16 protein-coding genes are annotated in these 17006 nt (G+C 29.5%); 2 read left to right on the top strand and 14 right to left on the bottom strand.

All coding sequences use genetic code 11. The features are described 5' to 3' along the window. Nucleotides 1-22: 22 nt before the first annotated feature. From QIA41_RS03835 to murI, 12 genes are all read right to left on the bottom strand, one after another. A complete protein-coding gene (locus QIA41_RS03835; protein WP_320292700.1) occupies nt 23-1006 on the bottom strand; it encodes a hypothetical protein in 984 nt (327 codons plus the stop codon). A 71-nt stretch (nt 1007-1077) separates the two neighbouring features. Next, nucleotides 1078-1512 (bottom strand): V-type ATP synthase subunit K, encoded by a 435-nt coding sequence (locus QIA41_RS03830; protein WP_320292699.1) that lies wholly within the window; start codon nt 1510-1512, stop codon nt 1078-1080. A 59-nt stretch (nt 1513-1571) separates the two neighbouring features. Next, the gene (locus QIA41_RS03825) at nt 1572-3401 is read right to left on the bottom strand and encodes a V-type ATP synthase subunit I (protein WP_320292698.1); all 1830 of its coding nucleotides are present in this window, start codon (nt 3399-3401) and stop codon (nt 1572-1574) included. A gap of 10 nt (nt 3402-3411) precedes the next feature. Beyond that, nucleotides 3412-4011, bottom strand: a complete 600-nt coding sequence (locus QIA41_RS03820; protein ID WP_320292697.1) for a V-type ATP synthase subunit D — start codon at nt 4009-4011, stop codon at nt 3412-3414. Between the two features lie 2 nt (nt 4012-4013). After that, nucleotides 4014-5318: a V-type ATP synthase subunit B gene (locus QIA41_RS03815; protein ID WP_320292696.1), complete on the bottom strand. Its 1305-nt coding sequence runs from the start codon at nt 5316-5318 to the stop codon at nt 4014-4016. Nucleotides 5319-5345: 27 nt separating this feature from the next. Beyond that, nucleotides 5346-7067 carry a V-type ATP synthase subunit A gene (locus tag QIA41_RS03810; protein ID WP_320292695.1) on the bottom strand — a complete coding sequence of 574 codons (1722 nt, stop codon included), beginning with the start codon at nt 7065-7067 and terminating at the stop codon, nt 5346-5348. Between the two features lie 21 nt (nt 7068-7088). Next, a complete protein-coding gene (locus QIA41_RS03805; protein WP_320292694.1) occupies nt 7089-7634 on the bottom strand; it encodes a hypothetical protein in 546 nt (181 codons plus the stop codon). Between the two features lie 9 nt (nt 7635-7643). Beyond that, complete coding sequence (locus QIA41_RS03800) at nt 7644-8243, bottom strand: V-type ATP synthase subunit E (RefSeq protein ID WP_320292693.1); 600 nt, start codon at nt 8241-8243, stop codon at nt 7644-7646. Between the two features lie 70 nt (nt 8244-8313). Then, the gene (locus tag QIA41_RS03795; protein WP_320292692.1) at nt 8314-8706 is read right to left on the bottom strand and encodes a hypothetical protein; all 393 of its coding nucleotides are present in this window, start codon (nt 8704-8706) and stop codon (nt 8314-8316) included. Between the two features lie 5 nt (nt 8707-8711). Then, nucleotides 8712-11048: an endonuclease MutS2 gene (locus tag QIA41_RS03790; RefSeq protein ID WP_320292691.1), complete on the bottom strand. Its 2337-nt coding sequence runs from the start codon at nt 11046-11048 to the stop codon at nt 8712-8714. After that, complete coding sequence (rsgA, locus tag QIA41_RS03785) at nt 11038-11961, bottom strand: ribosome small subunit-dependent GTPase A (RefSeq protein WP_320292690.1); 924 nt, start codon at nt 11959-11961, stop codon at nt 11038-11040. Before rsgA ends, QIA41_RS03790 begins: the two co-directional genes overlap by 11 nt. Further along, a complete protein-coding gene (murI, locus tag QIA41_RS03780) occupies nt 11958-12740 on the bottom strand; it encodes a glutamate racemase (RefSeq protein WP_320292689.1) in 783 nt (260 codons plus the stop codon). Before murI ends, rsgA begins: the two co-directional genes overlap by 4 nt. 163 nt (nt 12741-12903) lie before the next feature. Here murI and asnS point away from each other — a divergent pair, with 163 nt between their 5' ends. Both asnS and QIA41_RS03770 read left to right on the top strand, forming a co-directional pair. Beyond that, nucleotides 12904-14292, top strand: a complete 1389-nt coding sequence (gene asnS, locus QIA41_RS03775) for an asparagine--tRNA ligase (protein WP_320292688.1) — start codon at nt 12904-12906, stop codon at nt 14290-14292. A 22-nt stretch (nt 14293-14314) separates the two neighbouring features. Beyond that, on the top strand, nt 14315-14836 hold the full coding sequence (locus QIA41_RS03770) for a hypothetical protein (RefSeq protein ID WP_320292687.1): 522 nt from the start codon (nt 14315-14317) through the stop codon (nt 14834-14836). Here QIA41_RS03770 and QIA41_RS03765 read toward each other — a convergent pair. Both QIA41_RS03765 and htrA read right to left on the bottom strand, forming a co-directional pair. Continuing rightward, entirely contained in the window at nt 14833-15426 is a 594-nt protein-coding gene (locus tag QIA41_RS03765; RefSeq protein ID WP_320292686.1) for a phosphoribosyltransferase, read from the bottom strand. The genes QIA41_RS03770 and QIA41_RS03765 overlap by 4 nt on opposite strands. A gap of 121 nt (nt 15427-15547) precedes the next feature. Beyond that, nucleotides 15548-16972, bottom strand: coding sequence for a DegQ family serine endoprotease HtrA (gene htrA / locus QIA41_RS03760; protein ID WP_320292685.1), 1425 nt, complete (start codon nt 16970-16972; stop codon nt 15548-15550). Nucleotides 16973-17006 lie beyond the last annotated feature (34 nt).

The following is a 17006-nucleotide window of genomic DNA, read 5'->3' as shown; positions in this document are numbered from 1 at the left end:
CTACAAAATCAAGATTTAAAATTTACTTTTTCTTATATACATAATTTTTAATTTGACTTCTTGATTTGGCAATGTAAGGAGAAAATCTTGGCGCAAGATCCACTATCAATTTCCAAGTATCTATTGCTCTAAATCCATAACTACCATTAGAATATGCATAAGTAGCAACAGCAACATTATAAACTATTTCCCAAAAATCTGTAGATTCAAAAGCATTTTTTATTGCCTTATACTCATTAATTTTTTGAACAAAAGACCTTAAATTCTTAAACTGATAAACAGGTTCATAATAACAAACATAATCATACATTCTCGTTAAAATCCCTACTGCGGCTATAAGTCCATGAGTAATTGATAGTTCATAAGCCTTTGAGCGCAAATAAACTTTTGACAATAATTGGTGAGTATCAATAACATTATAGTTCTTAAACCTGTAAAGCTTAAAAGTAAAATCAATACCAAAAGCTCCTCTTACTTGTTTTAAATAAGAAGTTAGATAAAATGAAACATTAAATTTATCGTTTGGCGCATTATTCTCGACTTGAGAATAATTTTGAGAATAATCATGATAACTATAATAATCTTTTTTGGTTGAAAACTTATTTAATATATCATTTAAATAATCAATCATATCAACATAATTATTTTCAAGTTCAGCCATTTTGGCTAAAGAAAAAAGTATTTTTTTTTCAAAAGATTCATCTAATAAATAATCTTTGTCTTCAAAAGACTTGTAAAGGTTCAATTTCTCAAGAACAGTATTGCCAGACATACCGTAAGCTACCGACAAATAATAGCTGGCCTCGGGATAAATACCTTTCCTAAGCAAAGCTTCATGCAAATAATTAATAGCATGTGTAAGATTAGATTTACTAAATTCAGATTTAGAATAAAGAAATTGTCTACCTTTTTCAAGCAAAATCCAATACGGAAAATTTTTATTACTTGAAGAATTCAAAGAAATAGAAAAAGGTAGAGCAAGAAAAAATACAACCAAATTTCTCATAATATAAATATATTAAATTAACCCATAAATTACGATAAAATTTAATATTAAAAAGAAATAATAAATCAAAATTAAACAAACTTAAATATCATTAAAAATACCATTACAAAAAGAGCAACAGATTCTATTAATCCTAAAACTAATAGGTACGTAGCAAATCCTTTTCCGGTCTCAGAAAAAGCATCGCAAGCTCCTGCTGCTGCTTTACCTTGAGCATATCCAGAAACAGCAATCGCAAATCCACCTCCAAAGCCAGCTCCAAGCAACAGCCATGGATTTGTCTGCATCATTACCTCATATAACGTGTTCATTAAAATATATCCATATATTATTTGGGTTAATGGTGCTGATACAAAAACAATCAATAGAAATGGCGCAGGCTTTCCTTGCATATAGCATCTCTTCCAGGCTCCAATAGCAGCACTACCCGCTGCTCCCATACCTAACGCAGAACCTATTGCTGAGATTGTCAAAGCTGAATTAACTCCTATTAAACCTATATCCATAAGTACTCCTTTTTTTTATTTATTTTTTATTTATTTTTTATTTATTTTTTATTTATTTTTTATTTATTTTTTATTTTTCTAAAAGGCTTATACGCATATCCACTCCATTCTTGCCCTAAATGGTTTGAAAATTCAAGCATATTAAGCCTTACCCCGTGAACAATTACTGAAAGTAAAGATAACATTATATTTAGAATATGCCCAAAAAGTATAACAATAATCCCAGCTACTATAAGCCCGATATTAGAGGATTTTAACAAAGGCATCGACATAGCATTAAAACTCGCCGATATTGAAAGTCCTGCAAGCCCAACAGCAAAAAGTCTAATATAAGATATTATATCCGCAAATCCTGACACAGTGGTTAAAAATTGTTCTATAATGCCCCCAAAACTTTTCAATATACACTTGAAAAAATTTGAACCATCTTGTTTGCCAAAAACAAACACAAGCACAACACCAAGATATATTATATTATAAACAGTATTATACATAGGAAATCGAGATTGACTGAGTATTAAATTCAAAACAAGATAATAAAGGCCAACTATACTTATAAGCCAACCAATCTGTGCAATTGAATGAATATGGGGCCTTTCTTTTATTTGTCTGAAAAAATTCCAAACGTGAGCCAAGCAAATTTGTAAAACTCCTATTGAAAAGCAGATAAAAATAATATTTTGCATACTATTTTTTTCTGTCAAGTAACTAACTTTAAATGAATTTAAAATAGGAAACATTTCAAGAATTAAAGGACTGCCAAACCAAGTCCCAGTCATAGAACCATAAAGTATCGATGATATACTAAGATAAAATATTAAACCATGAACCGATGTTAAGGGTTTTCCCTTAAGAATAAAAATCAAACTAAGCAAAATTCCTATTAAAAAAAATATCACCCCATAAGCCGCATCGCCTACTATCATGCCAAAAAACACAAAGAAAAATAACATAAAAATAAAGCTTATATCCCTTTCTTTATACCCAGGAATTGTCTCTAAAATATTAAAAATAGGTGCAGCTAAATTGGCGATTCCTTTTCTCTTTATATAAGTCGGAATAACATCATTTTCCTCAGGATCTGCGAACTGCACTGCAAAACCTGCTTTTAACACAGAGCTTTTAAGAGACTCTTGACTTTCAGCCGGAATAAACCCTATAACATATGAAAAATCCTCAAAATCAGTTTGCATGTCAGCTAAAACTTGTTCAAACTCTACGATTTGATCGTAATTTTTTATCTCATCTCCTAAAATATCAATGTATTTGTTAAAAAGAGAAATTTGAGTTAATTTTTGATCTAGAATCTCATTAACAACCTTTAATTTATTATTAATATAATCAAGATCAAAATTAAACTTAAACTCATCAGCAACTTCAATTTTTTGCTCAAACTCGCCAACGCTCACAAAATAAGAAATGTTTTTAACATTTTTAATCAAAAACACATTAACATTGGGGTCTTTTAATAAATTTTTATATTCACTTTTTTGGATTTTAAAAAATTGAATATAAATGTTAGATTCTTTCAATTGATCAATATGTTCTAAGGAAAAGCTTCCCCAAACGGAAATCAAATTCCTTTCATGCAATAAAGACCGTTTAATATCTTGAAATTCTTTAATCTCATTGCCCAAATTGACTATGCTTTTTGCAATATCTAAAAAATTACCATTAGAAGATTTCAAAGCCTTAACACCTCCATCTTCTCTAAGCAGAGAAAAAGCTTGCACTAAAATTCGCCTATTATCAATGCTTTCTTTTAAAGAATCTGAATTTTTATTGCAAGAATTAATATGAACTGCCCCAAAATCTCTTAAAATTTCTAATGATTCTTTTTTATATTTTGATAAAGTTAAGAGTAAAACTTTTTTCATTTTTACAATCATAAGCTTGTTCCTATTTTTTTTTATCAATCAAATTAGACTTAGCAATTTTACCTCTCACAACAGAAGCAGTTTGCTGATCTCCAAGATATATATTAATTTTTTTTATATTAGCCTTAGCTGTTGGTATCATAACTTTCTCAAACAAATTAACTCTCTGGGATGTTATTCGAAACTCTTTTAAAAGCAAATCAATCTGTTTTTTTAAAATTTTAAGTTCTGCATCAATTTGAATCGCAATTTTAAGAACTTCAATTCCTTTATCTACCCAATAAGGAGTAAAAAGTAAGTCGTGCCTTATGTCTTCATATTCAATAGAATCAAATATAGGAATTGCAACACCTGCAATATTTAAAGACTTTTTAACCACTGTTTTTACTTGAATCCAACTCTCAAAAGGAAATTTCTCGCTAAAAAGAGAAATCCAATTGGAAATACTATCCTTAAGCTTTTGTTGCTCAAGATTTTTAATTTTGTAAGAATTTTCAATTCTAACAATTTCCATATAAAGCTGTTGTTTCTTAAGTTGCAAAGTAGGCAAATATCTCTTATACATTTTAAGCTCATCTTTTTGCTTTTTAAGATCATTTTTGGTCAGTTTAATTTTAGACATAATCAATAAGTCTCTTTCTTAGGCCAATATTTTTCAATAAGGTCTGTTTTTATTCCCGTTTCCTTTGGACTAAAGCAACTAGCAAGAATGTCCCACCCCAAATCCAAAGCCTTTTCTAAGGGAATATTAACAGATAAATCCATCATCTTGCTTTCAAACATGTTGCTATATTTGAGCAATTTTTCATCCCACTTGGTCATATTAAATCCCATAGCCTTCTTTTCTACAGACTCTTTTGAAGACGCATAAAGTTTAATCATTGAGTCCATTATAGTCCTGTGGTCGTCTCTAGTTTTACTATTTACCATTTGCTTAAGTCTTGAAAGCGATCCAAAAGGTTCTATTCTACCACCCTTTAAATAATACTGACCTTCTGTAATATACCCAGTATTATCAGGTACAGGATGAGTAACATCGTCACCTGGCATAGTTGTAACTGCAAGTATTGTAATCGATCCTGCACCTTCAAAATCAATAGCTTTTTCATAACGATACGCAAGCTGCGAATATAAATCTCCAGGATAACCTCTGTTAGAAGGCACTTGTTCCATTGTAATAGATATTTCTTTCATTGCATCAGCAAAATTTGTCATATCTGTAAGAAGCACTAAAACTTTTTTACCCCTAAGAGCAAACTTTTCAGCAACAGAAAGCGAAATATCAGGAACAGTTAAAGATTCAACAACAGAATCATTTGCGGTATGAACAAAAAAAATTGTCCTACTTAAAGCACCTCCTTTTTCTAAAGAATCTTTAAAGCTCAAATAATCATCATGCTTAAGCCCCATTCCCCCAAGAATTATTAAATCAACTTCTGCTTGAAGTGCAATTCTCACAAGAAGCTCATTATAAGGCTCTCCAGAAACAGAAAAGATTGGTAATTTTTGAGATTCAACAAGAGTATTGAAAACATCTATCATTGGAAGTCCTGTTCTTATCATATTTCTAGGAACAATACGTTTTGCGGGATTTGCAGAAGGCCCTCCAATTTCAATCAAATTATCGTCTAGAGAAGGGCCTCCATCTCTAGGATTTCCAGAACCATCAAAAATTCGACCCAATAAATTGTCAGAAAATGAAACTTGCATTGAATGTCCTAAAAATTTTATCTCGTCTGACGTAGAAACACCTCTTGTGCCACCATAAACCTGAAGAGAAACTCTTTCTCGATCAAGCTTAATTACTTCAGCTAGAGAACTTGTATCTTTTGATTTTACAATAGCAAGCTCACCATACTTAATACCTTGAGCTGTAACAGTTATTACATTGCCTGCTATAGCTTCTATCTTACTATAGACTCTTTTCATATATATATATTCTCCAAACCTCTTAAATTAACTTTTTAAATTTACTAATTCACTCAAAGTGCGCTCCAATTTATTAAACTTATAATCTTTAAAAGAAGAAAGATTCATGTCTAAAAGATTTTGCCTTAATTCATTTATAAAATCTCTTGCTTGAAGCTTATCAGAAAATTCAAAATTAGTTTTAAGAATGTTATAAATTATATCAAACATATAATTTTGACGCTCTGAATTAACAGCAGCATCAACAGAATCAAATGAATTTTGTTGCAAATAACATGAATCAAGAAGTTCAGATTTTAAATAAATTAAAAAATCCTCATTACTTATACCTTCTTCTCCAACAACTTTCATCATTTGATTAATTTCATTACCTTTTACCAAAAAAGATCTTGCATATTCCGTCTTTTTAAGATCAATAACACCTTTATATTTGCTCCAAGATTCAAGAGGACTAATAGCTGGAAATTTCCTAGCATCAGACCTTTCTCTTGTAAGTCCATGGAATGCTCCTACAACCTTTAAAGTTGCCTGAGTAACTGGCTCTTCAAAATTACCACCAGCAGGACTTACAGATCCACCAACTGTTACAGACCCAATATCACCATTATTAAGAACTACAATACCTGCCCTTTCATAAAAGGAAGCAATAACAGACTCAAGATAAGCTGGAAAAGCCTCCTCACCAGGAATTTCCTCAAGACGTCCAGACATTTCTCTCATAGCTTGCGCCCATCTTGACGTTGAATCTGCCAAAAGAAGAATATCAAGGCCCATCTGCCTATAATATTCAGCAATAGTAATAGCGGTGTAAACAGAGGCTTCTCTAGCTGCAACTGGCATAGAACTTGTATTACAAATAATACAAGTTCTATCCATTAAAGATTTACCTGTCTTTGGATCTATCAACTCGGGAAACTCCTTAAGAGTTTCTACCACTTCTCCTGCTCGTTCACCACAAGCTGCAATAATCACTATATCAACATCAGCATTTCGACTTGTAACCTGCTGAAGAACTGTCTTTCCAGCTCCAAAAGGCCCCGGAATGCAAAAAGTTCCTCCTTTGGCAACTGGGAAAAACGTATCGATGATTCTAGTCTGAGTCAACATAGGTTCGCTAGGAATAAGTCGTTCTTTATAATTAACAATAGGAATTTTAACAGGCCAATGAAAAGACATTGTAATATTATGCCTCATACCAGAATCATCCTCAATAACAGCAATTTGCTCATCAATCGAATAGTCACCATCATTTACAATCTCCACAATTTTATACGAATCTTTTTTATAAAATGGAATCATTATTTGATGGCGAACAGTTCCTTCAATTACAAAACCCAAAAAATCTCCCGCAATAACACTGTCTCCAACCTTGGAGGTTTTTTTAAAATTCCATTTTTTATCTTTATTCAAAGGCCTTAAATACACTCCCCTTTCTAAAAAAAATCCACATTGAATAGCCAGCTCAGGCAAAGGATTTTGAAGTCCATCATACACTTGAGTCAAAAGACCTGGACCTAATTCAACCGTTAAAAGCTTGTCCGTAAATTCAACCATATCTCCAACAGATATCCCTTTTGTTAATTCAAAAACTTGTGCATCAACCTCATAGCCTCTAACACGAATCACTTCTGCTTTTAAATTTCTACCAGCAGACTTTACAAATAAAACTTCATTCATAGAAACTGAACCTTCCACCTCAATAGTAACTAAGTTACCATTTACCCCAACGACTTTTCCTTTTGTCCTCATTAAAATTCCTTTTTTAAACTCTTAAACTTTTTCATTAGTTTTATCAATTAAATTTTGGCAAATGTTGTCAAAATTTTGAATACCCAATTTTTCTTTAAATAAGCTATGCCTTAAAAATAACCTTAACTTTAAAAAGTAAATTATTACCTTCTCAAAATCAAATTCATGCCCAACCTCAAGATCAGTCAAAAATTGCCACTTAAGAAGATCAAAACCCAATTCTATTTCAAAAGAATTTTCTTTCAAACAAATATTTTTTAAAATACTCAGATAATAGTTCGAAAAATAAGCGGATTCCAAGTAAAAATCTTTGGTCAATCCTAATTTATCAGCCCTTAAAACTGCAAGAGTATACCTTATTGTATCTTCAAAATCAAGAAAAAGATCAACAACTCTTGACTTACCCTTATCTACATTAGATTCTAGCAGCCCTTTTAAAAAGCTGAAGTCCTTTTTGCTTAAAGAAATTTCGATATTATTCAAAAAATCTGAAACACTATAATTTTTTAAAGATCTTAAATCAAGATAAGGCAAAGAAGATAAAACATAATAATATGAATCCAACACAAAAGTCTCCTAGACCGCTTTAATAACTTCCTTAAATCTTGGATTAAGATAATCAAAAAGAATGTCTGAAATAGTTTCAACTGAAAAATCATAATGCAAACCAACATTCTTTTTTTGAATCTTAAAACCTTTGTTTATACCCCTGAAAGATTTAATCTCTACCCCTTCCTTAAGCTTATTTCCAAGTTTTAGTTTTAATATCTGTTCTAAGCTAAAAAAATCAGATTCATTTAATTGAATAACTAATTTTTCTTCTTTAGCCCAAGAATCAGTTATTTTAATTATAAGCTCTGCTAAGAAATTATTATCACTAAAAACTTCCGCCACATTCTCTTTTAAAGCATTCTCAAAAAGAGATTTAAGATTCTTCTCAACGCCAATAATCAAATCTCTGATTGCCTGACGAGAAGCTTCAAGAGCATGGCATTTATAATCATCAACTTCTTTTTCTGATTTTGCCTTTAATTCTCTGGCAGCTTCCTCAGCTTTAGCAACTATTTCTTCTGCCTCTCTTTTAGCCTTCAAGATAATACCATTAGATATTCTCTCGGCTTCCTCAAGCCCATCTTTTTTAATTTTATTTATCAGATCCTTTACTTCAAATTGCATTAAAACTCCTTATTATACAACATAAAAATAATAACTCAAGATTCATTCTCAATTACTAGAAATAATATAACTAATCATTAAAAAATGGCCCAATAATTTTATAAACATTGCCATCAAGCACTATGTCGAAATTTTTGCTTGGAAATTTATCTTTAAGCCCCTTTTTAAAGATTTCAATACCCTTTTTATTTATCTTATCCCAAAATTCAGCATTAACAAAATTTAAAGTTAATATCTCAATAATAATCAAATAACCCCTTCCAAACTTAGATCCATAGCCTAATGTAAAAGTTGTTGTAACGCTAAAAAGACCATCCAATAAACCATTGGCAGCCTTACCCCTAAAAGGTCTATTGGGATGAATATCATAGGAATTGCCAAATTCATTTTCAAGCACAAAATCAACATCCAAACAAATATGAAATAATATATTTTCAAATTCATTAAATTTTGTTATGTTCACTTAAACTAAATCTCAACTATAGTTTTTCCAGCCCCTCCATCACTAGGATGAGCAAAATAATATTTTTTAACAAACTTCAACTCTTTTAATAAACTATGAACTTCTTTCATAAGATAACCCTCTCCTTTTCCATGAATAATCTCAAATTTATTAATGCCATTTAATATAATATTATCTATTTTCTTATTCAAAAAGTCTAGAGCATCAACAGATCTCATACCCCTAATGTCAAAAGTAAAACTTAACAGGTCTTCTTTACTGTAATCAATCGAAAAGCTAAAACTTTTACCCCCTTCTCTTTTCTGCTCTGTAAAGTTTTCCAAAGATATATTTGAGCTGGAAACGCTAACATTAAAGGCACCTACATTTACAGTAATCTTCTTTTTAGAAATACCAACTATTTTTCCCTTTGCATTAGAATTAACTATTCTAACACTGTCTCCTATTTTAAAATCTGTTGTTACATTTCTTTTATTGTTAAGAGAATTTACTTTATTTAACTTGAAATCTATATTTTTCTCCAAATCTGATATAAAAGCTTTATTCTTTGCAGTATCAAGGCTTCCCTCTTTTATTTCTCTAACTAAATTTTCCAAAACTTTTCTTGAATTTTTCAAAAATTCATTCTGCTCATTTAAAAGCTTTATTTCAATATTTTTTTCTTTTAATAAAAGATCTTGATAAACACTTTCTACTTCTTTTTCTTGCAATTCTATTTGGATTAATTTTTTATTCATATTTTCTTTAATTAAAAGCAAATCTTTCTCTTTTTCTATTAATCTTTCTAAAATTTTACTAACTTCTGTTTTTTGAGATGAATAAATTTCATTAGCACGAATTACTATACTGCTGTCAATCAAAACTTTTCTAGCAACATTAAACGCATAACTATCTCCGGGAATAGAAAAAATTAAATTATAATTGGGTTGCATTGTCTCTAAATTCATCCGCATAGAAGCATTAATAACACCTTCATGAGTATATGCAAAATATTTAAGAGCATTATAATGGGTTGATATTAAAACATAAGAATTAATATTAATTAAATATTCAAGAATTGAAATAGCAAGCGCCTGCCCTTGATCAATGTCTGTTCCCGAACAAAATTCATCAAATATTAAAAGACTATCTTTTGTGGTATGTTTTAAAATATAAGAAATATTGCTCATATGACTTGAAAAAGTTGAAAGAGAATTAGTAATTGACTGCTCATCGCCAATATCAACAAAAATATTGTCAAAAATTTTAAAAGTGCTAGACTCACTAACAAGAACAGGAATCCCAAATTGAAACATTGCACTAAGTAGTCCAATTGTTTTTAAAGTTACCGTTTTACCACCAGCATTAGGACCAGTAATAATTACAACACGATTCTCCGAAGGAGTAAAGGTTATTGCTTTAGAATCCTCTATTAAAGGATGATGCGCATCAAAGATATTTAATACATTTGAAATCTCAGGAAATATCCCTTTGGTTTTAATTCCATAAATAGCCCGTGCCTTTAAAGAGTCGTAATATAAAAAATTATTATAAAGCTTATCTAAAAAAACAATATTGCTATGCACTTTACTAGAAAGGTTCTGTAAAATTTTTAAAATTATTCTTTTTTTTTCTAAATCCAAATAATTCAATCTATTGTTATCATTTACAATATCATTTGGTTCAACATAAAAGGTTTCACCTGATGAGGAGACAGAAATAACATTACCCTTAATTTTACCTTTAAAATTGGACTTAAGAGCAAGAGTATATTTATTAGATTTATAATAAACAAAATTGGAAGCCAAATATTCTAAGTTTAAGTTAATTATTTTTTTTATCTGCTTCTCAATTCGTCTATTTAAATTTTTAATTTCAAATTCAATCGAATCATATTCTTTTACAACACCACTTTTCAATTCGAGAGCATCAACATCTATATGTTCTTTCAATTCACTAAGCAAATTTTTTAGCTCTGGACTTAAAAACAATAAATCAGATAAAATATGAACATCAAGATGCTTAATGTCATTATTTTTATGTAAAAACGAATTTATTCTCAAAATCTCATCTAAAAATCCTACAATGTCTCTCAAATTTTCAATAGAAGCTCTTGAATTTTTTTTTGACAATAATAAAATAGGATATTTCAAACTACTTACAAAAGAATTTGGATATCCCTTATAACCCTCAAAAAGCATTCTAATAAGATTAACAAAGGAAAAAATTTCCTCTAAACTTTCTTTTGTTTTTAATATTTTTTGATTATTTAGTAAATCAACAGTATCTGGATTAGAAATATATTTAGACACTAAAGATAAAATTTCATAAAAGTCAATATTTTTTAAATATTTATCTTGCATAATTTTTATAATTTTTAAGCTCCGACAAAATCTTTAAATAGCTTTCGTACCTGGATTTAGAAATACCATTGCCTAAAGAACTTACAACAGAACAACACGGTTCGCCAACATGTAAGCAAGATTTATATTTGCAAGAACTAGAAAAATTTTCAAACTCTTTAAAATAATATTTAAGATTCTCAAAAGGCAATGTTTCAATCCCAAATTCCTTTATTCCGGGAGTATCAATTATTATTCCGCTCTCAGAATGAAATGATATTGAATAAACAGTAGTATGTTTCCCTCTAGAATACCTATGTGAAATTTCATTTACTGACTGAGAAGCCCTTGAATCAATCAAATTTATTAAAGAAGACTTGCCAACACCGGATTGGCCAATAAAAGAAGTTCTTGAATTTTTCAAAACCTCTTTTACTTCTTTAATACCTTCAAAAGTTTTAACAGAGGTTTTTAAAACCTTATATCCCAGATTTTTATAAATTTCAGAAAATTCCTCAACCTTTTGGTTTATTCCTTTATCAATCTTATTAATAACAATAACAGGAACAATATTTTGCTCTTCTGCAACAACAAGAACTCTGTCAATAAAAAAATTTTTCATCTCGGGGATGTTAGCAGAATTTACAATTAAAACATTATCAACATTAGAAACAATTGTCTGTCTAAGATTTGCTTTCTTGTTATAACGCCAAAGAATATTTTTTCTACTTATCCGCTTATCAATATATACCTTACGAGAACTATAAATATACCCCAATACTATATCTCCAGGAACTAACGGACTATATTCCTTATAGTCCGTTTCTAATACCTTTCCCTTGAAAATTCCTTTGTAAATTAATTTGCTGCTAAGTTCTAAAATAGAGAATATATTATTAACTCCCCAAATAACTTCAAATTTAAGAGGGTTCAAATTATCGTTCCTTTAAAATGGAGATTGTATTTTTTGCAAAAATTTCGATAAAAAGTCAAATTTTCATTTCTGGTTAAATAAAATTCATCCATAAAATCAACATTACTTTTGTAATTATTGCCTTTATATTCAGTAAAATTCATAAATCTAATAAGACTTTGTGCCACTAATTCGCGATTCTCATAAACGGGAATCTCTAAAAAATCTTCTATCATTGTCTTAAGATGCAAATAATGGGTGCATCCAAGAAAAACAATTTCTCTACCGGTGCTTACAACTGCAAGCTTTAAAGCTTCCAAACATTTAAGCGCATCTTTTCTATACTTCTCTCCATATTCAACAAAATTAACAAGCTCTCCAGCAGCTTTAACAACCAAATCGTCATGCACATTTACTTGATTTTTAATAAATTCACTTTCAAGGGTAGTATTTGTTGCAATCAAAAGAACTTTTTTAAAAGCAAGATCTGAAACTGAGCTTACCTCTGGCAAAGTATAGATCACTGGAAAAGCAAAATTTAATTTATTGTATACACTAACAGAAATTGTATTGCAAGCCAAAATTAATGCACTAATATTATAGATTTTTGTAAGTTTATCAATTAAAAACAGAACTACTTGTAAAAGATATTCCGAACTCTTCTCTCCATAAGGAAAATTTTTATTATCTGCAACATAAATATACTGGTACCCTTCCATTTTACTTTTAATATATTTAAAATAAGAAAGCCCCCCTATTCCTGAATCAAAAACAATTATTACTTTTTTGGAACTTTTCATTACAAAATAATAATCACCTCTAAAAAATAAAGTATAAATATTAATAAAGTTAATTTCAAGAATTAAAATAATAAAATTTGTTGAATGTTTTTTTAAAAAAAAGTTTTAAGCTATAATAAAATTGATTTAGCAATATTAATAAATATTTAGGGTGATAAATAAAATGTTTGAAAGCATTAAAAATATTTTAGAAAATCCAATTTTAAACAGCAATGTTACAATAAACGGATGGATTAGAACTAAAAGAAGTAATGGCAAGATTGGATTTATAGAAATTAATGATGGATCAACAGTTAAAGGAATTCAAGCTGTAATAAACGAAGAAGAAAATCAATTTGATGAAAAAGAGCTAAAAAAAATAGCAACGGGTGCAAGCATATCGCTAACAGGACTGCTAGTGGAAAGTCCTGCAAAAGGACAAAATTATGAAATAAAAACATATAGTTTTAATGTAATAGGAGAAGCAGATCCAAAAACTTACCCATTACAAAAAAAAAGACATACTTTTGAATTTTTAAGAGAAATACCTCATTTGAGAATACGAACTAATACATTTGGAGCTATTGCTAGGGTAAGAAACAAAATTTCATACAAAATTCATGAATATTTCCAAAAAAATGGATTTTTTTATATTAATACACCAATAATTACATCAAATGATGGAGAAGGCGCTGGAGAAATGTTTAGGGTTTCCACACTAAAATTTAACAAACCAGACAATACACTTAGCAATATTGATTTTAAAGACGACTTTTTTGGAAAAGAAGCTTTTCTTTCTGTAACTGGTCAATTACATGGAGAAGCGTATGCAATGGCTTTATCTAAAATATATACATTCGGACCAACATTTAGAGCAGAAAATTCTAACACCACACGCCACGCTTCAGAATTTTGGATGATAGAACCAGAAATGGCTTTTTACAAACTTAACGACAATATTATCTTAGCAGAAGAACTCTTAAAATATATTCTAAGTTCAATTTTAAACGAATGTTCAAAAGATATGGATTTTTTAGAAAATTACATTGAAAAAGGTTTAATTAAAAAACTAGAAAACGTAATAAATTCAAATTTTGAAGTTATTACCTATACTAAAGCAATCGAAATTCTTGAAAGATCCAAAAAAAATTTTGAAATAAAACCTTATTGGGGAATAGATCTGCAAACAGAACACGAGAGATGCTTAACAGAAGAAACTTTTAAAAAACCAGTAGTGGTTATTGATTACCCAAAAAATTTTAAAGCATTTTACATGAAAATAAACAAAGACAATAAAACTGTCAAAGGAATGGACATACTTGTTCCAAGAATTGGAGAGATCATAGGGGGAAGCGAAAGGGAAGACGACTTACAAAAATTAGAAAATAGAATAAAAGAATTAAATCTAAACATTGAACATCTAAACTGGTATCTTGATTTAAGAAGATTTGGCTCTACTCCCCATTCCGGTTTTGGACTTGGACTTGAAAGACTAGTGCAATATTCAACCGGAATATCTAATATAAGAGATTCAATACCATTCCCAAGGACTCCTAAAAATCTTTATTTTTAATCAAACAAAAGGAAATATGAAAATGAGATTAAAAACCCTCTATAAATTACTGATACTCTTTCTTTTCGCAATAAAATTATTTTCAGCAAAAGATGAAAATTTAAACAATAAATTAGAATTATTTTCAAACGTAGAAACAAAAATCAAAAAAAAATCTAAGGATTACGATTCAAACTCAAACTTCAAAAAAACCATAAAAAAATCGATTTTTAAAAAAGATACAAGCGATGAAAAAAATATAAATTCCAATATATACATACAAAAATCAAAGAAAGTTAATTATCCCAACAGGAATTCAAGCAATAACATCAATCAAAAAACTGCAAGTGCTGGAAATTTTACAACAAATCATTATATTAAAGTTCATCCTAGCTATGAAAATGATAGCTTTGAGGCAATTAAAAATACTAGTAAATTTCCGGTTAAAACCGAAAAAACTCACGCGCTAATCGGTCCAATATTAAAAGACAACCTTGGAATAATAATTAAAATGCTAACAACAAAAGGATACACTTTAATCGAATATATAAGTGACAATAATTAAGATTTATTTTTTACCAAAAATTTTAAGATTTCATTAAACTCGCTATCTATATATTTAAAACTATTCTTATATTCATTTTCATTCAATCCTATCAGCTCATGATTTCCATAATGAATCCAAGTATTTAATTCTTCTTGGCTAGAATATCTATTAACATAATAATCGGGAATATAATCTACAAATCCATGATCCTTATAATCGTAAACTGCTATTTTAACATTTTTATTCTCTATACCTTTTTTTAAAACTTCACCTCTCAAATAAACAATAGTACGACCCGTATCAAAAATATCATCAACAAATAAAACTTTATCACCCGCCCTTAAATATTTTGGATCATAAGTCCAACCATCTACCATTATCTTTTTTTGTTCATTAACAATATCATAAGATCTAGCAACAACAGCAGCATACAAAAGGGGTTTGTCTACTTTTACAAATTTAAAAAATTCGCTAATAATATTTCCAAGATAGGCCCCACCTCTCAAAGAGACATACATAATATCTGGAATAAATCCATCTTTATAAATTTTATAAGCAAGCTTAAACCCATTAATTCTTATCTCTTCATAAGAAACATATTTTTTCATAATTTAAACTTATTCCTTTTTAATACCAATAAATCCTATTTAATCAAAATATTTTACTTTCAAATTAACACATAAAACAAAAAAGGGCTAAGATTTGATCTTAGCCCAAAACTAAAATTTACTAAAACGAAACATTAAAAGAATCGTTTTCTCTTAAAATTTTATAAGTATTTTTTCCAATCTGAAGAGCATCGTAAAATTCTCTTAAATTAGAAACATTTTTTGAATTTACAGAAAGAATTACATCTCCTGATTTTAACTTAATGTTTGATGCTAAATTTTTATCAATATAATCAACAACAACACCTTTAATCCAATTTCTTAAATTAAGCTGAGTTTTAATTTCTTCAACTAACGGATACACAACAAAACCTGGAAACATCTTTGAAGAAGAAAGTTCTTTATCATTAGGTCTAACAGCAAGAACAATCTCAATATTTTTTTTGACATTGCCTCTTAAAATTTCTACATTTACTTTCTCTCCAGCATAAAAATCACCAATATATGATGTAACGTCTTGAAAAATGTTCATTGGAACCCCATTAACCTTCACAATAATATCTCCGGCTCTAAGCCCCGACTTAACAGCAGGCGAACCCGGATAAAGAGAGGCAATAATCGCAGATGGAGCATCATTACCTTCGACCCCTAAGCTTTTTAGCACTTCAGAATCTTTTGCCTTTAACGGATAAAAAGAAATTCCAAGCCATGCTGATTCAATTTTTTTACCTTTAAGGAAAAAATCTACAGTACTTTTAATATTGTTAACAGGAATTGCAAAACCTAATCCAATATTTCCACCAGAATTTGACGCTATCCAAGCATTAATCCCGATAACTTCACCTTTTATATTTACAAGAGGGCCTCCTGAATTACCCCTGTTAATTGCAGCATCGGTTTGAATAAATAAATTCCTTGATTGCAAATTAGGATTTGCAGAACGTTGCAATCCACTCACAATGCCCGCTGTAACTGTAAAACTAAATTGAAAAGGACTACCTACTGCCATAACCCAATCACCTATTTCAAGCTTATCACTATCTCCAAGATCAGCTACTTTAATAGTTGAGTCATCACTTTCAAAGCTAATAAGTGCAATATCTTTTTTATCATCTTTGCCAATTAATTTAGCTTTGTGCTTTTTCTTATCATAAGATATAACTTCAAGCTCAATTGCCTTATCTACTACATGACTATTTGTAACTACATAAAATAACGATTTTTTTTGAGAATCTCTACCAATTATTACTCCAGACCCTGCCCAATTACTTTTTCTCTCAGAATCAAATTCTGGCATATCAAAAAAGAAAAATGGCATGGGAAAACTTTGCTTGACTACTCCTGTTACATGAACTTCTACAGACGATGGCAAAATTTTCTTAGAAACTTCTCTAAAAGAATCTTGTAAAGCTTGTACTGTATTATTCTTTTCTTCTGCAAAAACAATGTTGCTTCTACTGGAATCTAAATAATGCATTCCAATAAAAAATCCGATACCCAAAGCCAAAAAACTGAGAATAAATCCAGAAAAAAACTTTTTTTCCACTTTCATAACCTCCATATAATTACTCAATTTATAA

Source organism: Borreliella sinica (assembly GCF_033969665.2).
In the GTDB taxonomy this organism is placed as follows: Bacteria; Spirochaetota; Spirochaetia; order Borreliales; family Borreliaceae; genus Borreliella; species Borreliella sinica.
The sequence above is the reverse complement of the archived record's forward strand: the minus strand, read 5'-3'. Positions and strand labels throughout refer to the sequence as shown.